We start from the raw sequence: 21,147 nt of genomic DNA, 5'->3' as shown, positions 1-21,147 counted from the left end.
GGCCGCATCCGGCCACCGCCGGTCCGTTCCCCTCATCCGTCCTGACAGGGAGTTTCCATGCTGTCCGCAGAGTCCGCCGCCCCACGACCGGCCAGAACTTCTCGACGGCATGTTCAACCGCGGCAACCAGGCGAGCGGCGGCCAGCGCCGTGCGCTGGCCGGTTCGATCGCCGGATTCGCCCGCGCACTGCTGGAGAGTCCCGGGACCCGGCCGGACCGGCTGCTGTCGAGGATCGCGCACGAGCCGATGAGGCTACGGCCACGGAGGCCGTCGACCGGCTCCAGGACCGACTGCGCCGCCAGACGGACAGGGCCGCCCGGTCCTGGAGCGACGGACGCCGAACGGCCACCCCGCCGTGGCGCGGCGGCCGCACGCGGTCCCCCGGCACGGACACCGACGGCACCGACGAGGGCTCTCGCCCGGCATGACACCACGGTCCCGGGCGCTCGGAGGAGCAGCGCGGGAGACGCAGGACGACCGGAGCGGCACCGCTTCCCCGCGGTGCCGCTCCGGATCCCGGGTGGCAGGACGTCGGCCGTGGCAGCGGGCTTTCATCCCTCCGGTACGACGATCAGGGGGCAGTGCGACCGGTGCAGCAGCGTGTGGACGACCGGACCCAGGCGCGGTCCGAACACACCGGTACGGCGGTGGGCACCGACGACCACCACGGCGGCTTCCCGGGACGAGGTCAGCAGTGCGGGGGCGGGGGCGGTACGGACCGTATCGGACTCCACGACGATGTCGGGGTGCTGGTCGTGGAGGTGACCGAGGGCGTAGCGCGCCACGGCCTCCTCGGCCCGGCTCTCCATGGCCGTCCGCTCCGGCCCGGAACTGCGGACCCCCGTGAGCGAGGGCAGTTCGGGGGTGGTGTGCCGACGCGTCCGGGAATGCAGGACACGGAGGTTCACGCCGCGCCGTTCGGCCTCCTGGAAGGCGTACTCCGCCGCCCGCATGTCCGAGTCGTCGGCAAGACCCAGCACCACGGGCCTGCCCTCGTCGCAGGGGTGGTCCCCGCGGACGACCAGGAGCGGTCCGCGGGCGAGGGCGGCCAGCCTCAGGCTCACCGAACCGAGCGCCGAACCCGCCACCGTGCCCAAGCCGCGGTTGCCCACCACGGTGAGAACCGCGTCCTCGCTCGCGCGCGCCAGGGCGTGCACCACGCCCCCCTCGACCGCGACGGTCTCGACGGACAGCCCCGGACACCGCTCACCGGTGCGGGAGACGGCGTAGGCCAGGACCGGTGCGGCCTCGTCGAGGTCGGGAACCGCGTACAGCACGCGCAGCGTGCCACCGTGCCGTACGGCCTCGGCCGCGGCCCGGTCCAGAGCTCGCACGGAGGTCAGAGAGCCGTCGACTCCGACGGCTATGTGACGCAGGGTCATGGTCGTACCTCTCCTTCCCTCGGCCGGCGGTGCGACGGCAGCGCCGATCGACACCGCGCGGCGGATTCTCCGGACGATGCTCCTCGTGCGCCCCGGCCCTCAGCAGATGCCGATGGAACCCGGGCAACGGCCGAACGGCCCACGGGGCAGGGGCCGTTCAGCCCGGATGGCGTCACTGGGCGCCCCAGGCCGCGGAGTTGGTGCCGATCGGCCCTGTGACGGCACCAGGTCGGCTCATGCACCGGCACGGCGCCGGCTGTCACCTTCGGGGATGTCACCAGGACGACTGGAAGGAGGTGCGGACCGATGCCCAGTGGCAAGTACGCGAGGAAATGGCTGTGGCGGTGGCGGAGCAACCCGCTGCGGCGCCACGACGGCATCGTGCTTCTCGACGACGTGCCGCGCGCGACCCCCGCCATCGGCACCACGACCGATCGCCGGGCGACGACGGTGCGCTGGACCACAGCCGACGGCGCGACGCACACGGGCCGGACCCTGGCGGACGCCGGTCTCAAGGCAGGGTCCGAGGTCACGGTCTGGCAGGACCGCGCCGGCCGGTTGGCCTCGGCGCCTCCGGACCCCACGGAAGCCGCGATCGAGTCGGGCGCCCTGGGCACCGCGGCGGCGGCCGCTCTCGGAGGCCTTGTCTTCGGTGGGGGCGCGGTCGCCCGACGGCTGCTCGACCGGCGCCGCATCGAGGAGTGGGGCAGGGAATGGGCGCTCGTGGGACCCCGGTGGGGCGACAAGACCAGCTGAGCGCACGCCGGGGTCCGGGCCGCCGGTCCGGGGCACCCTCGACCGCGAGCCGCGCCTCCTGCAGCACCCCGCGCGGCCGGCCCGCTACGGCCTGTGGCAGGTGGCTCGCACCGCACGTCATCGCGGCCGTCGCCTCCGCGCCGAAGCCCTTCGGCCCACCGGTGGCGACACCGGTAAGGCCGCTGTCCGCCCCGGAGGCCGGACGGTTCCGCGCGAGGGGCGACGGCAGGAAGGGCGATGGAAGTGCCGCGCGGGAGCGAGTGGACAACGATGGGAACGACAGAAGCGAGGGACGTGGTCGACGCGGTGAGAGCGGCCGTCTCGGGCATCCCCGGCCCTTCCGGCGTTCGTCCGGAGGCCACGGTGTCCGAGCGGGCAGAACAGGCGGTGACCGACATGCGCGATGCCAACCCACTCGGCGGGAGTCCCGGCACACCGCCCGATCCGGTCGACCCGGCCACGGCGGTCGTCGACGACCGGGGAATCGTGAGGCGGTGGAGCCCCGGCGCCGAGCGTCTGCTGGGCTACCCCTGCCAGGAGGCCGTCGGCAACCACGTCAGCCGTCTGGTCGCCTCGGAAGCGGGGAGCGTGAACGGCCTTCCGCCCCTTGGCGGGACCGCGACGACGGCCCTGCTCCGGCACCGGGACGGCCGCCCCGTGACCGTGTGGGTGCGTGCGTATCCGTTGGTCGACCGCGAGGGCCGCGCCCAGCGGCTCCTCGTGGTGACGCCACCGGAACGGCCACGGCCCGACCTGGTGACGGGGGACGAGGCGTTCGCCCAGTGCCGGCTGCCCGTGATGGTGTACGACTCCGCGCTGCGGGCCGTGCGGGCGAGCGCCGGTGCCACGCGGGAACTCGGACTGAGCGAGGAGCGGATGCGCGGCCGGCGTGTCACGGAGATCCTGCCGCCGCACCTGTGCCACCGGGTCGAGGACGGCATGGGCCGGGTCCTCGAAACAGGTGAACCCGAGGACTTCCACGTCCGGGGGCGGGCCCAGCCGGACGCCCCGGAGAAGGTCTGGTCCGTCACCGTCTCCCCGCTCGTCACACCGGCGGGCCGGGTACGGCACGCCGAGGTCTCCGCGCTCGACGTCAGCGAGCAGTACCTGGCCAGGGAGCGGCTCACGCTGCTCAACGACATCAGCGCCCGGGTGGGCAGCACCCTGGACATGATGCGCACCGCGCAGGAGATGGCCGACGTCACGGTGGACCGGCTCGCCGACTTCATCACCGTCGACCTGCTCGACTCCCTGTGCCGCGGCATCGAGCCGAAGCCTTCCACGGCAGGCACCGTCCTGCTGCGCCGCGCGGCGCAGCAGTCCGTGCTGCCCAGCGCGCCCGAGGCACTGATCCGGCCCGGGGAGACCGACAGCTACCCGGCCTCCGCGCCCCCCGTCCGCTGCCTGGCCACCGGCAGGTCCTCGCTGCACACCACCGAGGACCAGGCGATCCGGGCCTGGGTGCAGGCCGATCCCGAGCGGTCGGGTGTGGTCCGCAGGTTCGGGATCCACTCGATCATGGTCGTCCCGTTGCGCGCCCGTGACATCACGATCGGCGTGGCGGTCCTCGTCCGGCACCGGCGCGAGGACCCCTTCACCCATGACGACCTGCTGCTGGCCGAGGAGATCGCCGCCCGTACCGCCGTGGCCGTCGACAACGCCCGCCGGTACACCCTCGAACGCGGCACCGCCCTGGCCCTGCAGCGCAGCCTCCTGCCGAGCCGGCTCTCGGCCCAGGACGCGGTCGAGGTGGCCCACCGCTACCTCCCGGCCCGCACCCGGGCGGGGCCGGGCGGCGACTGGTTCGACGTGATCCCGCTCTCCGGCGCCCGGGTCGCCCTGGTGGCGGGCGACGTGGTGGGCCACGGGCTGCGGGCCTCGGCCACCATGGCACGGCTGCGGACCGCCGTGCGCACCCTGGCCGACGTCGAGCTCCCCGCCGACGAACTGCTGACCCACCTCGACGACCTGGTCACCCTCCTCGCGGCCGAGGAGGAGAGCAGCGCGGACCACGAGCCCGAGCTCGCCGTCCCGACCGATGTCATCGCCACCTGCCTGTACGTGGTCTACGACCCGGTCTCCCGCCGGTGCACGGCCGCCAGCGCCGGCCATCCGCCACCCGCCGTCGTCCGGCCGGACGGAGCTGCGGAGCTCGTCGACGTGCCGCCCGGCCCGCCGCTGGGAGTGGGGGGTCTGCCGTTCGAGACCGTCGAGTGGGAACTGCCGACGGGCAGCCTCCTCGCGCTGTACACCGACGGCCTGCTGCAGGGTGCCCGGCACGATCTGGGGAACGGGCAGGCGCGGCTGCTCCGATGCCTCGACCAGTCCGTGCCCCGGCCTTTGGAAACGCTGTGCGACGAGCTGCTCCGGGCGCTGCTTCCCCCGCGGCCCGAGGACGACGTCGCCCTGCTCCTCGCGCGCACCCGGGCGCTCGACGCCGACCAGGTCGCCGCCTGGGACGTGCCCGCCGACCCGGCCCGGGTGGCCGACGCCCGCGCCCGGGTACTCGCGCAGCTGGAGGCCTGGCACCTGCCGGACGTGGCGTTCACGACCGAGCTGGTGGTCAGCGAACTCGTCACCAACGCGATCCGCTACGGGCAGCCGCCCGTCCAGCTGCGGCTGATCCGCGGCGCCGCGCTGATCTGCGAGGTCGCCGACGGCAGCGGCACCGCCCCGCACCTGCGCCGGGCCCGCACCTACGACGAGGGCGGGCGCGGCCTCCTGCTCGTCGCCCAGCTCGCCCAGCGCTGGGGCACCCGCCACCAGACCGGCGGCAAGACCATCTGGGCCGAGATCGGACTGGGCGTGGGAGACGGATGACGGCACGCGGTCATGACGCCCGCGTCCACTCGCCGTGTGCGCACGCCCGGCCGGCAGGGTCCGGGTGTGCCTACGGGCCGGCCCGACATAGGGCCTGTCGGCCCTACAGCGACGAATACACCAGGAGGACCATGGGCCAATGCTCCCGAACGACGGCTTTCACGTACTCGACCGCCAGGAGTGCCTGCGCCTGCTCGCCAAGGTACCGGTCGGTCGCGTCGTCTACACCCAGCAGGCGCTGCCCGCGGTCCTCCCCGTCAGCTTCTCGGTGGACGCGGATGCCTCGGTGCTGCTGTGCACCGCTGCGGGTTCCGCTCTGGTCCGTGCGATCGCGGGCGTGGTGGTGGCCTTCGAGGCGGATGAGTTCGACGCGGAGAACCGGTCCGGTTGGAGCGTGGTCGTCACCGGACGGGCCTCCGTGGTGCGCGATCCCGCGGAGCACGCCCGGCTGGCGCAGGGTGGCCCCCGCTCATGGATGCCGATGACGGACCCGGTGTTCGTCCGGATCGAGTCCGAGATGATCACAGGGCGCGAACTGGGTCGACCCGGCGGTCCCGGGGCCCCGCGGGACCGGCAACCGGAAAGCTGACTCCGGCGACCCGCCTGGTGACCGCGATCGTAGGACGGCCGTCGCCGCCGTCGCGTCCGGCAGCGGACGGCCGTTCCGTCGCAGCCGTCATCGCAGGCCGTTTCATGGTCGGGGCGCCGGCCGGCCGTGGGGGAAGTGGCACCGCCCGCGTGCGTTGCCGAGGATGCCGTCAGTCCGCGCGCCCGTGAGCGGCGTGCGCCGCGTCACAGCCGCAGCGTGAACCAGGTCGTCTTGCCCTCGTCGGTGGGACGCACGCCCCAGGTGTCCGCGAGGGTGCGGACCAGGAACAGGCCGCGGCCCGACTCCTCGTCCCCGGCCGCGTTGCGGGGCTGGGGCAGGTGTGGGCTGCGGTCGCTGACCTCGACGGTGAGGTCCGTGGCGGTGCGGCACAGGTGCAGTCCGATGGGACCCTCGGCGTGCTGCACGGCATTGGTGAGGGTCTCGGACAGCAGCAGGAGGGCCTCGTCCGCCGGGCCCGTGCAGTCCCAGGAGAGCAGCGCCTTGCTGAGGAAAGCGCGGCCCTCGGGCACGGAGGAGGCGACGGCCGGAAGGTCGGTCGTGGCGGCCGCCGGGGGTGCGGCCGGCAGTTGGGCGAACAGGAGCGTCACGTCGTCGTCATGGCTGTCGGCCTCCGGCAGCAGCCGGGCCAGGACGTGGTCGGCGGCGGTCTCCAGACTCGGTGGGGCGGTGAAGAACCCGCCCAGTACCGAGGTGAGTTCGGCGATCCTGACCTCGATGTCGCTGCCGGGCGTCTCGACCAGGCCGTCGGTGTAGAGGATGAGGGTGGCGCCGGGCGGTACGGACGTCGAGGACTGCTCGTAGAGGATGTCACCCACCCCGAGCGGGGCGTTGACCTGCGCCGGAAGTCTGCTGACGGAGCCGCCGGGGGTGGCCACCAGGGTCGGGAGATGACCGGCGGAGCAGACGGTCACCGTGCCCGCGTCCGGGGCGATGGTGAGGTAGCAGCAGGTCACCAGCTGGTCCGGTACGTCGAGGTCCTGGACGCAGGTGTCGAGGGCCTGCATCAGCTGCCGGGGCTGCATACCGGTCTTGGCCAGCGCGTGCGCGGCCGACCGCAACTGGCCCATCACCGCGGCGGCTTCGAGGCCGCGGCCCATCACGTCCCCGATGAGGACGCCGACCCGGCCGGCGCCCAGCGGTATCAGGTCGAACCAGTCGCCGCCCACGCCCGCGCCCTGCGTGGCCGGCCGGTAGCGGCTCGTGGTGGCCAGCCCCGGGATCGCGGGCGGCGTGCCCATGAGGCTGCGCTGCAGGGTGAGCGCGATGTGCCGCTGCTGCTCGTACAGCGCGGTCAGTTCGGCCTCCGCACGCTTGCGGTCGCTGATGTCCCGCACGATGGCGCACGCCCCGACGACCGTGCCGTCGGTGTCGCGGGTCGGCCAGAGGGTGACGTCCACGTCGAGGAGACCGCCGCCCTTGGTCATCCGGAGCGTCTCGAAGTGCTCGACCTTCTCGCCGTGCAGCAGCCGCTCCAGGAGCGCTCTGATCTCGCCGCGCAGTTCGGGCGGGGAGAGCAGCGACACGTGCCGGCCTATGACCTCCTCTGCCGTGTAGCCGTACAGCCGCTGGGCGGCCGCGTTCCAGTAGGTGATGTAGCCGTCGAGGGTCTTCGCGAGGATCGCGTCCTGGGACGACTCCACGAGCGCGGCGAGTTCGTTGATGCGGGCCTCGGCCGCCTTGCGGTCGCTGACGTCGCGGACGGCGGCGGAGACCAGCAGTCCGTCCGCGGTCTCCAGCGGGCTGAGGCTGATCTCGACGGGGAACTCGGTGCCGTCCTTGCGCAGCCCGTGCAGGTCGAGCCCCGCGCCCATCGGGCGGACCTGGCGGTTGGCGGCGTACCCGTCGCGGTGCACCGTGTGGTGGCCGCGGAACCGGTGCGGCATCAGCAACTCGACCGGACGGTCGAGGAGTTCCTCGCGGCCGTAACCGAAGAGGGCCTCGGTCTGGGCGTTGACGAGTCGGATGGTTCCGGTGTCGTCCACGATCACCATGGCGTCGGGTGCCGCCTCCAGCAGGCCGCGGAACCTTTCTTCGGCGGCCTTCGGCCCGTCCGTTCCGACGGCCTCGCCACACCGGCAGGCCCCCCGGTCCGCTCCGGTCGCCGAACAAGCCAGACCCGACTCGGCAAACGTGCCCATGCCGCCCCCTCCCGCCGGTTGCGATGAATCAGGCCATCTCAGCGCAACAGGACTTCGACCGTGGTGGCATGTCGCTTACTGTCCGCCGTCCGGCCGAACCTGTCCGTCGGGGCTCACTGCGGCACGGTTCCGTGAGAGGACACGGAAGCAACGAGGCCGCCGAGCGCGCACGGCCGTGTCGAACGCGGTGCAGGCCGGCCGTCCCGTGGCCGGTCCTTGTACCAGCGGGCGAGGAAGTCGAGGAACACGGTGATCTTGCGGGGGACGGGCTGCCCGGGCCCGTAGACGGCGTAGAGCGGCCGGTCGGGCACCGTACGTCCGGGAAGCACTGCCAGCAGCTTGCCGGACATCAGGTCGTCGTGGGCCGGCCCCTCCGGAAGGAGGGCGATGCCCCGGCCGTGCACGGCGGCCTTCTGCAGCGCGAGGTAGGAGTTGGACGAGTACGCGACGTTACGGATCTTGTGCAGTGTCGAGGTGGCTCCGTGCCCGAGCCGCCACACGGGCTCGTTGACGTGCACGAGGCAGTCATGTGCCGACAGGTCGTTCGGGTGGGCGAGCGCCCCGTGCCTGTCGATGTACTCCTTCGACGCGCAGAGCACGAAGGGCAACGAGGTGATCTTCTTGAGGCGAACGCCGGAGTCCCGCAGATCTCGGGTGTGCAGGGCGACGTCGAAGCCGGTGTCCAGGAATTCGTAGGTGCGGTCGGACAGGGCGCCCAGTTCGAACCGTACCGAGATCCTGGGATGGGCGGTGGCGAAGGCGGCGATCGCGTCACCGAGGTCCAGGCTGCCGATCCACTCGGGTGAGACGACGGCGAGGTTCCCCTCGGCACGGTCGTGGACGCACGCGATGCCGGCGTCCTCGGCCTCGATCTCCTTGAGGATGCGGGTCGCGAACTCGGCGTAGCGCACTCCGGCCTCGGTGAGGCTGACCGAACGGGCCGTCCTGTTGACGAGCCGGACACCGACCTGCCGCTCCAGCTCCGCGACATGGCGCGAGACGAGCGATCCCGAGGACCTGAGGGTTCGGGCGGCCTGGCTGAAGCTGCCCGCCTGCGCGACGGTCACGAAACTGTTCATCAGGAGAATGCGGTCCATGGCGTTCCTCCCCTCGGCCTGGGCGTCGGCCCGAACCGCCGATCCGGATCCGCCCGCCTGCCTGCCTTCACCTCACAACGCGGATGTGTCGGTTCGCCGCCGGTCGGGCTTGAAGGGAAGCGCCGTCACGGTTGCCCTGACCTCGCGCTGCGCCGTACCGGGCCTGCCCCACACCACGACGACGTCGGTTCCGGGTGCCGCACGGCTCTCGTCGATCACGCACAGCGAGATGGTCGACCGGAGATTCACGCTGACGGTCCGCCCCGTGGAGACGCCCACCGGAAGTCCGTCCACGAGAACCTGGTCGAAGACGGGGCCGCGGCCGCGCGGAAGCTCCATGGGGTCGGGCAGGTCGCCCTCGCCCAGAGAGGCGGCGAGGATGCCGACGACGTCCGCCGTGTTCCAGTGCAGTCCCACCAGGATCCGCCGGGGTTCCCCGCCGGCCGCGTCCGCGACCAGCGCGTCCCGCCCGAGGAAGTCCCGGCCGGGCACTCCCTTGCGGAAGCCCCAGCCGAGCTCGGCGGGCTTGCGGAAGTAGTCCGTGATGCCGTTCTCCGGCACGTAGCTGCCGCCGGGCCTGCCGGTCCGGAACTGGGTGGGCGCCCCGGGGGTGAGGATCGAGGCGGGGAGGTAGTCGAGACCGTTCGTCGCGATACCGGCCTCGATGTGCTGCACCGGCTGGGACCTCAGGCCGAGTTGACTGATCCCGAACTGACGTCCGGTCTCCACGGTTGCCGACCAGATCTCGTTGGCCTGTTCGGCGGGACCGTGGATCTCGTAACCGAGTTCACCCGAGATCCCCGTACGCAGGAGCCGCACCGGGACTCCGGCGAGCCGCGACATGCGGCTCCGGCTGAAACCGATGTCCCGCAGGCTTTCGCCGGTCAGCTTCTCCAGCGTCGCCAGGGACGCCGGACCCTGGACACCGAAGATGAACCGCTCGGGGCTGACATCCTCGAACTCGGCGTCCCAGCCGCCCTCGCCGAGCTGCCACATCAGCCAGTCCCCGCTGCCGGCCGTGTACAGGAATTCCTCCTCGGACAGGCGGCACAGGATCCCCTCGGAGGCCACCCACCCGTGGCCGTCGAGCTGGACATGATGCTTGATCCGACCGTGCTCGAAGCGGGACAGGTCCCGCATCCCCAGCCAGGCGAGGAAGTCCAGCGCCTGCGGCCCCCTGACGACGACCTTGTGCAGGCTGGACCAGTCTCCGATGTAGCACGCGTGCACATGCGCGGCGCTCTCCTCGGTCCAGTCCGTGTACTCGAGGGGCAGGAGCGTCTGCGCGAACTCACCGAAGCCCCCACGGGCGTTGCTCTCGTCCTGGGCCGCCGCGGCGGGGCTGAAGTACGCCGGCCGCCGAGTGACGAAGGGGGCGCCCTTCGACCGCTGGACCGCGTCGTACGTGGTGCGCTGGATGCCGGCTGTACCCATGACGTTCTCCTGCTCGCGGGCGCTTCTGACGTTCACCGACCCAGCCCGGTCGCACCGGCCGCAGCCCAGGTCGCACGGAACGGTCCGGCGCGGGCGGGCGGGGGCGTACGACGAGCTCTCGAAGCCGCTCGAATCGTGCGTGGCCTCTTCGTTCGTCCATAACGAAGAAGCAACTAGATCGGTTAAGTGGGACGGTAGCAGACGCGTCCGGCATCGGCGAAGGTCCTGACGGAGATCAGTTTTTCCGATCGGCGCAGAGCATGCGGCGGGCCTGTGCCTCCGAAGGCGCCCGGCTCCGGACCACGGCGCGCCCGGTCGACGGCATCCGGCCTCGCGCACGGTTTTGCCGGCATGCGGCCCCGGCGACCGCACGGCCTCATGCCGACGCGCGCACCACGACCCGGCCGGGTACCGGGGCCAGGTCCCCGGTGTCCAGCCCGAGGGCCTCTCGCGCCGCGATCCGCCCGAGGACCTCGGCGTCGATACGGACGGTGGTGAGGGCGGGAGTGGACAAGGAGCCGTACTCCGTCTCGTCGAAGCCGATCACGGCCACGTCGTCGGGCACCTGACGTCCGAGATCACGCAGGGCCGTGAGGCTGCGCAGCGCGATGTCGTCGTCGAACGCGGCGAGCGCGGTCACTTCCGGGTGCGCCGCCAGTGCCGCCGCCACCGCGGCCTCGCCGGCCCTCCGCGGCCGCGGTACGACGAAACGCCTCAGGGACGGCAGCCCCAGACGCCGGGCTGCCTCCCGGGCGAATCCGAGACGTGCCTCGGTCAGCGGGAAGTCATGATCGGGCATGGCCATGGCGATGTGGCTGTGCCCGCGTTCCGCGAGGTAGCCGATCTGCAGGCCGGCGTTGAAGGCGAATCCGCGCTCCCAGTCCTCGTCGTCGGGCTCGTGGCCCTGCATGTAGGCCTCACCGAGCCGGAGGACCGCTCGCGGGGCGATGGCGTCGAGGATCCTCTGCAGGTTCTCCGGCGCCGCACGCCCGTGCCGTACGAGAAGCACGTGGTCGTGTGCGGCCAGTTCCTCGTCGAGGCCCAGGACGTAGCTCCGGGAGAAATTGCCCTCAAGCCCCTGGTCGACGTTGAGCACGACGATGCGCGACGCCCCCTCGCGCAATGCCCGGGCGATGCCGTGCGGGACATACCCGAGCTCGCGGGCGGCCGCCAGGACGCGTTCGCGGGTGGCGGTGGAGATGGTCTGCCGTGGGTCGTCGTTCAGTACGAAACTCACCGTCGCCCGCGACACGCCGGACGCCTTGGCCACGTCGGTCAACGTCACCCGGCCGGAACGGGCCATGTCGGACGGACTCCCTCTCCTCGGAGCACACCGGCCCGAGCGATCACCGGTGGGCCGGCCCGCCAGGACGATGAAGCGGCTGTCCGCCAACCTTACGGGACGGGATCGTTGCGGACGGGGGCGTCTCGTTCTCCCTCTTCCTCGTCTCACCCCAGGTAGGGGAGGAAGAGCGGCGATGCCCTTTCCTGGCGCGGCACGGACGGATGGCCGCAACGGGCCCGGGCGGGCAACTCGCTGCGCCTGAAGGAGCCCTCGGAGTCGTGCAGGTAGATGTGTTCCCTGTGGGCGACCACTCCGGCGACCGGCTCGCCGAGGAGGCGAGCGACGACGTACGCGGCGGCCATCCCGGTGACGTCTCGGACCGTTCCCATCGGGAGCAGCGAACGGGTCTCCGCGATGGCCTCGTGTTCGCCGGCCCTGATGAGAACACGGACTTGAGGGGCGACACCGTGCGCGGCGATGGCGACGGCGATGTTGTCGAGGTCGTCGGAACCGACCGCGGCGAGTGCGCGGGCGTGCCTCAGGCGCACCCGCTCCAGTACGTGCCGGTCACCGCCGTTCCCGGTCATGACCGGCACCCCCAGAGTGCGCGCAAGCCTCGCGGCGGATGCCTGTGGGTCGCGCTCGACGCCGACGACGGGGACGCCCAGGCGTCGCAGCTCGACACAGAGGCGCATGCCCACCTGGCCCATACCGACCACGACGACGTGGCCGGTGCGCGGCAGGGTACGCGGCCCGATGAGGCCGATCAGCCGGGGACCAAGCATCCGTTCGACGACCCCGGCCGTGAACAGCGCGGTGAAGGCGACGGTGCCGAGCATGGCGAGGGCCGCGAGGGTCTGGTACTCCGCATCGTCCGGCGGAGCCACGGCGGGGCCGACACCCGAGACGACGCGCGCCGCGTCGAAGAACGCTTCTGCGGCGGGGCGGCCGTGCCCGGTGAGCCAGGCCCAGTCAGCGGCCAGGACCGCCAGCATGGCCAGCATCCCCAGGACCAGCAGGCGGGTGCCGCCGTCGTGCGGCCGCAACTGGCTCAGGGCTCTGCCCGCCCGGTTCCGCCATCGCGCCCGTGGCCTCTCCTGCCAGTCCTCGGCGTACAGGCCGTCCTTCCTCTGACGCACCGCTCGGACCTGGCCCCCGTACCGTCGGACCGAGACGATCCCGGGGTCCAGGGACGGGCCGGCCAGCGCGGGCGCCACCAGGTCCGCCGGCGACGTGATGTCGCACTGCGGCAGCAGGCGCCGCAGTTCCTCGGCCACGGTGCGGTCGAAGACCGTGGCGACCAGCGGAGTGGCGGGCGAGAGGTGGGCGACGGCGAGGGCGTAACGCAGCGCTGCCACGTCGTCGTGCAGGAGCACGGCCACGCCTCGCGGCCGGGTGCTCATCGCGGTGCGAAGGTCCTCGTCACCGGGCCGCGCAAGGTGTTCGACCGTCCGGGGGCCGGCGCGCAGCGTGGCGCACACACGACTGGCCACGTGCGTTTCACCGATCAGGATGTAGTGGTGGGGACCGGGGCCTGGCGAGTGCGTGGTCACGTTCCGGGCTTCCTGCCGTAAGAGGGCTTGAGTCGGCCTCGCCACGCCGGCCGTGAGCCGCGTCGGTGTGCCGACGACGGTGTCCGCACGTCGTCGACGCGCCGGGCTGTCGTTGAGGGCGAGGGTGTTCGGTCACTCTTGCGGTGGGGGGATACTAAGCGGCACGGACGCGCTGTGGGCGCAAGCTAACGTTGCGAGCGGATGGGCGGACTCTCCAGGGCGTGACGCTCGATCAGCAGGCGCTCGCCGTTGGCCATGCCGGTCCGGAGGCGCCGCGACCGCGCCGGACTCACCCTCCGACGGGAAGAGTCAGCAGGCCCTCCCCCTCCCAGGAGCGCCGAGCCGGTGAAGCCGCCTCGGCGTGCGCTGTCCTTGCGCACCCGGCGCCAGGTCGCATCGGATACCACGTCCGGGTCGCCGGGCCGAGATGGGTGACGACCAGCATTCCCACGTCGGCCTGCGCCGCGATCCGCCGGCCGGCGGCGCCGGACCGGCGTTCCTTCCGGCGGCGGGCCGGGCCGCCCCGACCCGCAGGGAGCGGGCTCGGCCGTCCCATAACATCCAGGACATGGCAAGCGAGCGGAGAATGACCGCGACGGACCGACGGCGACTCATTGCGCGGGCAGCGGGCGAGCTCTTCGTCGTACACGGCTACAGCGGCGTCTCCATGGACGACGTCCTGGCCGTGGTGGGTGGGTCGAAAGGGACGATCTACCGGCATTTCTCCGACAAGAGCGCACTCTTCCGTGCCGCAGTGGAATCGCTCTGCGACGAGTGGTCGGGTCCGTTGCACGCCTTCTCACCGAGCGGCAGGAGTCTCCCCGACACCCTGGTGGCCCTGGGCGAGCACTTCGCGTCGATCGTCCTCACCCCGGAGGCCATTGCGCTGCACCGGCTGGTGACCGCCGAGGCCGGACGGATCCCGGGGATCGGGGACGTGTTCTTCGAGCACGGGCCGGCCGCGGGGTACGCGGTGCTCGGGCGCGGCCTGCGGCAGGCGTGCAAGGACGGCCTGATCGAGGTGGAGGATCCGGTTCGCGCGGGGGCGCAGCTCTACCAGGCCATGCTGGGCGACGCCCAGATGAGGCTGCTCACCGACGCCCCGCACAAGCTGACGGAGGCCGAGGTGCACGCGTCCATCGTGGAGGCCGTGCGGGTCTTCCTCCGCGGGGTGTCGGGGCCTCGGGCCGACGACCGGGGCTGATGCCCCCCGCGGCCGGCCCCTTGCCCCTGGACCGTACCGTACCGTACCGTACGGTCGCTGCCACCGTCGGCGGCCGCCTGCGCGCGCACCTCGGGCACCGCACGGAGGGCAGACCCATGGCTACGACGACCATCCGGGCCGAGCATGTGGGAAGCATGCTGCGCCCCGCCGAACTGCTGACGGCGCGTGCCGAGGTCAGGCGCGGCACGATGCCCCCGGAGCGTCTCGGTGAGCTGGAGGACGCTGCCGCGGCCGCCGCGCTCAGGTTGCAACAGGACGCCGGGATGCAGGTGTTCACCGACGGCGAGATGCGGCGCGACGACTTCATGGCCTCCGTGGTGGAGACCGTCGGTGGCCTGGTGCCCGCGGAGGAGTCCTCGGCCCGCCCTCGCTGGCACCGCGACGCCGACGACGCCGACGACGCCGAACTGGAGGGCGAGGTCGCTCCGGTCACGATCGGCGGCCCGCTGTACCGGCGGACGCCCCTGTCGCTCACCGAGGCGAAGTGGCTGGCCGGGCACTCCCCGGGACCGTACAAGATCACCATGGCGAGCCCCACCACGGTGGCGGGCTGCTGGCGGCCGGAAGTGTCCCGTGCCGTCTATCCGGCCCGCGAGGACGCAATCGCCGCGCTGGCCGGGATCTACCGGCAGGACATCGCCGACCTGATCGGCTCCGGGGTCACCTGGCTCCAGCTCGACTCCCTGGCCTACTGGGCCGGCATCGACCCCGAGGCCGCCCGGATGCGCCGGGTGAAGGACCTGGACGGTCATCTCAGCCATGTCATCGACACCGACAACTCCCTGATCCGCACGGCGCGTTCCCACCAGACCCGGGTGACCGTGGCCATGCACTTCTGCCGCGGGAACATGCGCAGCGCCTGGTCCGCCCAGGGGGGTTACGAGCCCATCGCCGAACGCGTCTTCGGCGAGGTGGAGGTCGACCGCTTTCTGCTCGAGTACGACACCGAGCGCTCCGGTGGTTTCGAGCCGCTGCGGTTCGTTCCCCCCGCCAAGACCGTGGTGCTGGGGCTGGTGTCGTCCAAGGTGCCGGAGCTGGAGTCGGTCGACGCGCTGCGCCGCCGTATCGACGAAGCCTCCCAGTACATTCCCCTCGAGCAGCTCGCCCTCAGCCCGCAGTGCGGATTCGCCTCGACGAGTCAGGGGAATCCGCTGACCGTCGACGACCAGCGCCGCAAGCTGGAGCTGGTGGCCGAGACAGCCCGACTGGTGTGGGGCTGACAGGTCTTCGAGGCCGTCGTTCGAACCGGCGATCAGGTCGCCGAGGGTCGGCGGGCGGGTCCACCGACGGGTCGGGCCCCCGAGGACGCGATGGCCAGGAGCTTGGCCGCCTTCAGTTCGGTCTCCTCCCACTCCCGTTCGGGATCCGACCCCCAGGTGATGCCCGCTCCGGTCCCGAAGAGAAGCCGGCTCTGTGCCCGGTCGATCCAGAACGTCCGTATGCCCACGGCGAGTTCGCCGGTGCGGCGGTCGGCGTCGACCCATCCGACACCACCGCAGTACGGGCCGCGCGGCCCGGTCTCCAGGGCCTCGATGATCCGCAGGGCGCTCGTCTTCGGCGCGCCGGTGACCGAGCCCGGCGGAAACGCGGCGGCCAGCAGGTCCCCCCAGCCGGCGCCGTCCTTCAGCTCTCCTCGGACGGTGGAGACCAGGTGCACCAGTCCCGGGTGCTTCTCGACGGCGCAGAGTTCCGGGACGGTGACACTTCCCGTGGCGCAGACTCGGCCGAGATCGTTGCGGACCAGGTCGACGATCATGACGTTCTCGGCGTGGTCCTTGTCCAGGAGGTCGGCCTCGGTGCGTCCGGTGCCCTTGATGGGACCGGACTCGATCACCGTCCCGGTCCGCCGGAGGAACAGCTCGGGGGAGGCCGAGGCCACCTCGATGCCGTGCCCCGGCAGTCTGACCATCCCTGCGTACGGCGCCCGGTGGCGCGCGGCCAGCAGGTCGGCCAGGGCTTCGATGTCCGCGCTCGAGGTGACGGGGGCGGACAGGACACGGCACAGATTGGCCTGGTACACCTCGCCGGCGGCGATGTGCTCGCGAATGCGCCGTACACCCGCGGTGTACGCGGCCCGGTCCAGCGACGTCGTCCACTGGGCCCGTCCAGGCCCGTGCCAGCGGGCTCCGGGAGTCGCGGGCCGCGGCGGGGGCCGGACGTCGCGGAAGCGGGCGCAGGTCAGCCTGCCCTCGAAACCGGCCACGACGGCCCACAGACCCTCGGAGTCGAGTGCCCCCGGGTCGGAGGTGACGTCGAGGAGTCCGCTCATGACGCGGCCGCCGAACCGGGCCAGCGAGGGAAGGTCCTTCATGTCCAGCGCCTTCCTGTGCGCAAGAAAACGGCTCGGTGGTCCCGCGTGCCGCTCGGCGGCACGCGGGCGGGTACCGACTACGCGGGGACGGCCTCGCGTTCGGCGCCCCATTCGGCGGCCTGGAGTGTGTTGACCAGGAGCATGGCTATGGTCATCGGGCCCACACCCCCGGGAACCGGGGTGATGCGGCCGGCGATGCCGTCCAGCTCCGCGGCACGCACGTCGCCGGTCAGACCGTCCGGTGTGCGGTGGATGCCCACGTCGATGACCGTCGCGCCGGGCTTGACGTGTTCCTGGCCGATCAGGCCGCGAACGCCGGTGGCGACCACGACCACATCGGCCGGACGGGTCACGGCGGCGAGGTCGGCGGTGAATTCGTGGGCGACGGTCACCGTCGCCCCACGGCGCAGCAGCAACTGGCTCAGGGGACGGCCCACGAGTTCACCCCAGCCGACCACGGCGACGCAGGCACCCTTGAGTTCGACGCCCTCGGCGTCGAGGAGCTCGATGACGCCACTGGGCGTGCACGGGCGCAGCCCGCGTTCGCCCCGGGCCAGTCGGCCGGCGCTGGCCGTGGTCAGGCCGTCGACGTCCTTGGTGACGGGGATACGGTCGGTCAGAGGCGCGGCATCGAGCTGCGCGGGCAGCGGCAGTTGGAGGAGGATGCCCGAGACGTCCGGGTCGGCGGCCAGTTCGTCGATGACCGCCGCCACCTCGGCCTGCGTGGCATGGCGCGGTAGATGGCGGTGGACGTCGCGCATGCCGGCTTCGCGGATGGCGCGGCGTTTGGCGGCGACGTACACGGCGCTGGCGGCGTCGTCACCGACCAGGATGGTGGCGAGTCCCGGGACCCGTCCGGTGGCCGCGGCCGCGGCCACGCGCTCGGCGACCCGGGTCCGTATGCTGCGGGCGATCTCCGTGCCCTTGATCGTGTGTGTCATGGTGGCGAACCGCTTTCTGTCAGCGAACGATTCGCCCGGTGGAGAGGACTGCGTGCGGGGACCGCGGCGGGTGCCGCCACGGTGTACGGCGCCGGGGGTCGGGGCAGCGGCGAGCACCGCGGCGGACCGTGCGGTAGTCCGCCGCGTCCGCCGCCCGACGGCCTGTTCCGGCGCACGACAAGACCACCTGTCCCTGTTCCGGGCGGGTTTCCCTGTCGGGGGTACGAGTGAACGGTGATTCAGGCGAAGACGATGGTGTGGTTGCCGTCGCGGATCACCCGGTCCTCGGCGTGCCACAGCACGGCACGGGAGAGCACCGCGCGTTCCACGTCGGCGCCGCGGCGGGTGAGGTCGGTGGCGGTGTGGGCGTGGGTGACGCGGACCACGTCCTGTTCGATGATCGGGCCCTCGTCGAGGTCCTCGGTGACGTAGTGCGCGGTGGCCCCCACCAGCTTCACGCCCCGTTGCTTGGCCTTGGCGTACGGTCCGGCGCCGATGAAGGCCGGCAGGAAGGAGTGGTGGATGTTGATGATCGGCACTCCTGCCTTCTCGATGAAGTCGCCGGACAGGATCTGCATGTAGCGGGCCAGGACGACGAAGTCGACGTTGTCCTTGAGCAGGCGCAGGTGTTCGGCCTCGGCCGCCGACTTGTCCGCCCCCTGGCACGGGACGTGGAAGAAGGGAATCCCGAACGAGCGCACCTCCTCGGCCAGATCGGGATGGTTGGAGACCACCATGGGGATGCTGACCGGGAGTTGGCCCTGCCGGTGTCGCCAGAGCAGGTCGAGCAGGCAGTGGTCGGACTTGGAGGCGAAGATCGCGACGCGCTTGGGCGCCGACATGTCGCGCAGGGTGTAGGTCAGCCCGAACTCCTGCGCGAGCCGCTCGTCCAGGTCGGTGCGCAGCGCGGGCAGAACGGCCTGGAGACCGGGGAGGGTGAAGACGGTGCGCTGGAAGAAGGCGCCGCCCTGCGGGTTGTCGGAGTACTGGTCGAGGGAGACGATGTTCGCACCGTGCTTGCTGAGCACCGAGGTCACCGCCGCGACGATCCCGGTGGCGTCGGCGCCCTGGACGATCAGCGAGGCTCGGTGGTCCGTCTCCTTGCCCGTCTTGGCGGTGCCGGTGGGCGCGGTCTGCGTGATCGTCATGCGAGAGGTTCCTTCCTGAACTGGTTGATCCATTCGGAGGTGGCCTTGAGCCCGCCGAACGTATAGAAGTGGATCTTCACGGTGCCGTGCCGCTCCGGGTCATGGCCTTCGGCGAGGGCGTGCAGGAACTTGTCAGGTCCTGCGGTGCCCATCAGGTTGGTGATCGACAGCCCGTACTTCCTGGCGATGGAGGCGCTGGTCCCGACGCCGAACCGGGCCGCGTAGCCCATGAGCCGACGTACCCCGGCCGGGCCGGGGACGCCGATACGGATCGGCAGGGCGATGCCCTCGTCGCGGACCCGCTCGACCCAGGCGAGGACCGGATCGACGTCGAAACCGAACTGGGTGATGATGCTGCCGTCCAGGCCCTGAGCGGCTATGGCCGCGCTCTTGTCGCGGAGCGCCGCCCACAACTTCTCCCCGCTGATGGCGGGGTGGCCCTCCGGGTAGCCGCTGATGCCGACGTGCCGTACGCCGTGGTCCCGGAACAGGCCGGACTCGATCAGGGCGAGAGAGTCCTCGTAGGGCCCCTCGGGACGGATGGGGTCACCGCCGATGGCGAAGACGTCGGCTTCGGTCCCGTCGGCCTGGAGTCCGCCGAGGAACTGCTCGAAATCGGCACGCGAGCCGAGCCGCCGGGCGGAGAAGTGCGGGACCGGCACGAAGCCGAGCCTCTTGACCGCGCGAGCGGCGTCGAGCCGCATCCGCAGGTTCTCGTTGCCGAGGAAGGTGACGTTGATCCGGGTGCCCTGCGGGATGAGGCTGCTGGCCTCCTCCAGTTTGGGCACGTCCTTGCCGGTCATTTCCAGGGAGAAGTCCTCCAGCAGCGATGTGCTGACCGCTGCGGAAGCCGTGCTGAGCTGGCTCATCGTGCTCCTAGTCGTCATGGACGCGGTCCGGCCGGCCCAGCGGGGCACCGGGACGGCGGCCGCGTCGGCCGGGGGTCCTGGTGGCAGCCGCACGGTCGGGCGCCGGACCGGACCGCGTGGGGCACCGCTCCGCGTCAGGCGTTGCGGCGGTATTCGCTGCGGGCGTGGCGGTCGTACGGGCTGGGCTGGACCGTGGCGCGGATGCGCGCGAACCCGAGGTCGGCCTCGGGGTCGGTACCAGTACCGGGGTGCTCGCCCCAGACCACCTCGACCTCGGTGCCGGGCTCGGCGTGCGCGGCGTCGATCAGCGTCTGCGACAGGAGGGTGCCGACCGGGTCGATGGACGCCGTCTGCATGGTGACGCCGACCAGACCCGCGGAGGTCTCCACCCGGTGGCGGGCGTAGCTGAGCACGAAACCCGGGTCCGCTCCCCCGCCCAGCACCCGGCGCACGTCGTCCGGATCGAAGACCAGCGTCACCTTCTGGCGCAGGCCCGTGTCCTCCCTGGCCTTCAGCAGGGCGTCGCGGCCCAGGAAGTCGTGACCGAAGTGGATCATCTTCCCGTAGCCCAGCTCGTACGGGGACACGTAGTAGTCCTCGATGTTCCCGGAGAAGTAGCTGCCGTTCAGCGGACGCTTGCCCTCGATGCCGAACAGCGGAAGCCACTTGCGGTACTCCGCAAGGTCGGGGTCGGAGTAGATCCCGGGAACCGGCGAGGGGATCCATCCGCTCTCCACGCTCGGCGTCGCGTACGCCAGAGCACCGACCTGGATCAGGCCGAGCGGCTCCCCGGCCCTGAGGAACGCTTCGTGCACGTGGGCGGCGTGTTCCCAGGGGCCGATGAACTCGTAGCCGGCCTGGCCGGCCATGCCGTGGCGCAGCGCCTTGAAGGCGCGGCCGTCCAAGGTGACCGCCGTGGAATGGAAGAACTTGGTCTCCGGGACCGGAGCGCCGAAGACCTTCTCGATGAGGTCGAGCGCCTGTGGGCCCTGGATCTGGTAGCGGAACAGTTTCGGGTCGCCGCCGCCCGGCCGGAAGGCACTGGAGGCGTCGGTCTCGAAGGCGACGTCGTAGCCGCCCTTCTCCGCGTGGTACTGCACCCAGTGCTGGGCCGCCGGGATGCCGCTGAGCAGGTAGGCGTTCTCGGCCTCCCGGGCGAGGATGCCGTCGGTGACGATGTGACCGTGGCGGGTCACCGGCACGTACTGCTTGGCCTGGCCGACGGCGAACTTCTCGAAGTTGTTGGCGCCGTGGTCGGCGAGGAGCCGGGTGGCGTCCGGGCCCTCGATCCACAGGTCGTACATGTGGTGCGACAGGTTCAGCAGCGCGACGCCCTCGTGCCAGGCCGTCTGCTCCTGCCGCCAGCCGCGGTACTCGCGGGCGACGACTTCCGGGGTCCACGGCTCGGCACCGGGCTTCCACAGCAGTTCGACGGGCGAACCGGCCTTGTCGATGCCGTCCTGGAGGCTGGGGATTGCCATGCGGCTCCTTCTTTCATGGTTTCCGAGAGGGACTAGATCGATCTAGCGACGGACAGACCGCGGCTCATCCAGGCAGGGTCGACTGGGTAACTAAAT

16 protein-coding genes and 1 pseudogene are annotated in these 21,147 nt (G+C 71.8%); 6 read left to right on the top strand and 11 right to left on the bottom strand.

From position 1 onward, the window contains the following. Window positions 1-91: 91 nt before the first annotated feature. A pseudogene (locus ACFY6U_RS25115) lies at window positions 92-244 on the top strand (hemin transporter); the annotation flags it as partial. Window positions 245-552: 308 nt separating this feature from the next. Here the strand turns inward: ACFY6U_RS25115 and ACFY6U_RS25110 are convergent. Further along, window positions 553-1,383: a universal stress protein gene (locus ACFY6U_RS25110; protein WP_390041615.1), complete on the bottom strand. Its 831-nt coding sequence runs from the start codon at window positions 1,381-1,383 to the stop codon at window positions 553-555. Window positions 1,384-1,689: 306 nt separating this feature from the next. Here ACFY6U_RS25110 and ACFY6U_RS25105 point away from each other — a divergent pair, with 306 nt between their 5' ends. The 3 genes from ACFY6U_RS25105 to ACFY6U_RS25095 all read left to right on the top strand — a co-directional run bounded on the left by ACFY6U_RS25105 (window position 1,690) and on the right by ACFY6U_RS25095 (window position 5,548). After that, on the top strand, window positions 1,690-2,139 hold the full coding sequence (locus ACFY6U_RS25105; protein WP_390041614.1) for a hypothetical protein: 450 nt from the start codon (window positions 1,690-1,692) through the stop codon (window positions 2,137-2,139). Window positions 2,140-2,535: 396 nt separating this feature from the next. Next, window positions 2,536-4,959, top strand: coding sequence for a SpoIIE family protein phosphatase (locus tag ACFY6U_RS25100; RefSeq protein WP_390041783.1), 2,424 nt, complete (start codon window positions 2,536-2,538; stop codon window positions 4,957-4,959). 139 nt (window positions 4,960-5,098) lie between these two features. Then, on the top strand, window positions 5,099-5,548 hold the full coding sequence (locus ACFY6U_RS25095) for a pyridoxamine 5'-phosphate oxidase family protein (protein WP_390041612.1): 450 nt from the start codon (window positions 5,099-5,101) through the stop codon (window positions 5,546-5,548). Window positions 5,549-5,751: 203 nt separating this feature from the next. On the opposite strand, the gene ACFY6U_RS25090 is transcribed toward ACFY6U_RS25095, so the two are convergent. From ACFY6U_RS25090 to ACFY6U_RS25070, 5 genes are all read right to left on the bottom strand, one after another. Beyond that, a complete protein-coding gene (locus ACFY6U_RS25090) occupies window positions 5,752-7,707 on the bottom strand; it encodes a PAS domain S-box protein (RefSeq protein ID WP_390041610.1) in 1,956 nt (651 codons plus the stop codon). 113 nt (window positions 7,708-7,820) lie between these two features. Next, entirely contained in the window at window positions 7,821-8,804 is a 984-nt protein-coding gene (locus ACFY6U_RS25085) for a LysR family transcriptional regulator (RefSeq protein WP_390041609.1), read from the bottom strand. Window positions 8,805-8,876: 72 nt separating this feature from the next. Further along, entirely contained in the window at window positions 8,877-10,238 is a 1,362-nt protein-coding gene (locus ACFY6U_RS25080) for an aminomethyl transferase family protein (protein ID WP_390041607.1), read from the bottom strand. A 376-nt stretch (window positions 10,239-10,614) separates the two neighbouring features. Beyond that, window positions 10,615-11,541: a LacI family DNA-binding transcriptional regulator gene (locus ACFY6U_RS25075; RefSeq protein WP_390041605.1), complete on the bottom strand. Its 927-nt coding sequence runs from the start codon at window positions 11,539-11,541 to the stop codon at window positions 10,615-10,617. A gap of 146 nt (window positions 11,542-11,687) precedes the next feature. Next, a complete protein-coding gene (locus tag ACFY6U_RS25070) occupies window positions 11,688-12,926 on the bottom strand; it encodes an NAD-binding protein (protein WP_390041603.1) in 1,239 nt (412 codons plus the stop codon). A gap of 718 nt (window positions 12,927-13,644) precedes the next feature. On the opposite strand from ACFY6U_RS25070, the gene ACFY6U_RS25065 reads away from it, so the two are divergent. Next, entirely contained in the window at window positions 13,645-14,280 is a 636-nt protein-coding gene (locus ACFY6U_RS25065; RefSeq protein WP_390041601.1) for a TetR/AcrR family transcriptional regulator C-terminal domain-containing protein, read from the top strand. A gap of 116 nt (window positions 14,281-14,396) precedes the next feature. Further along, window positions 14,397-15,521 (top strand): cobalamin-independent methionine synthase II family protein, encoded by a 1,125-nt coding sequence (locus ACFY6U_RS25060; RefSeq protein WP_390041599.1) that lies wholly within the window; start codon window positions 14,397-14,399, stop codon window positions 15,519-15,521. Between the two features lie 32 nt (window positions 15,522-15,553). Here ACFY6U_RS25060 and ACFY6U_RS25055 read toward each other — a convergent pair whose 3' ends face one another. From ACFY6U_RS25055 to ACFY6U_RS25035, 5 genes are all read right to left on the bottom strand, one after another. Continuing rightward, window positions 15,554-16,612 carry a chorismate-binding protein gene (locus ACFY6U_RS25055; protein WP_390041598.1) on the bottom strand — a complete coding sequence of 353 codons (1,059 nt, stop codon included), beginning with the start codon at window positions 16,610-16,612 and terminating at the stop codon, window positions 15,554-15,556. 77 nt (window positions 16,613-16,689) lie between these two features. Further along, a complete protein-coding gene (locus tag ACFY6U_RS25050) occupies window positions 16,690-17,553 on the bottom strand; it encodes a bifunctional 5,10-methylenetetrahydrofolate dehydrogenase/5,10-methenyltetrahydrofolate cyclohydrolase (RefSeq protein ID WP_390041596.1) in 864 nt (287 codons plus the stop codon). 239 nt (window positions 17,554-17,792) lie between these two features. Then, on the bottom strand, window positions 17,793-18,701 hold the full coding sequence (gene purU / locus ACFY6U_RS25045; protein WP_390041595.1) for a formyltetrahydrofolate deformylase: 909 nt from the start codon (window positions 18,699-18,701) through the stop codon (window positions 17,793-17,795). Then, the gene (locus ACFY6U_RS25040) at window positions 18,698-19,570 is read right to left on the bottom strand and encodes a methylenetetrahydrofolate reductase (RefSeq protein WP_390041593.1); all 873 of its coding nucleotides are present in this window, start codon (window positions 19,568-19,570) and stop codon (window positions 18,698-18,700) included. The genes purU and ACFY6U_RS25040 overlap by 4 nt, the downstream gene beginning before the upstream one ends. 134 nt (window positions 19,571-19,704) lie before the next feature. Continuing rightward, a complete protein-coding gene (locus ACFY6U_RS25035) occupies window positions 19,705-21,051 on the bottom strand; it encodes an aminomethyl transferase family protein (protein WP_390041591.1) in 1,347 nt (448 codons plus the stop codon). Window positions 21,052-21,147: the final 96 nt, after the last annotated feature.

Source organism: Streptomyces sp. NPDC013157 (assembly GCF_042899865.1).
GTDB lineage: Bacteria > Actinomycetota > Actinomycetes > Streptomycetales > Streptomycetaceae > Streptomyces.
This window is presented reverse-complemented; position numbering and strand designations above follow the sequence as displayed.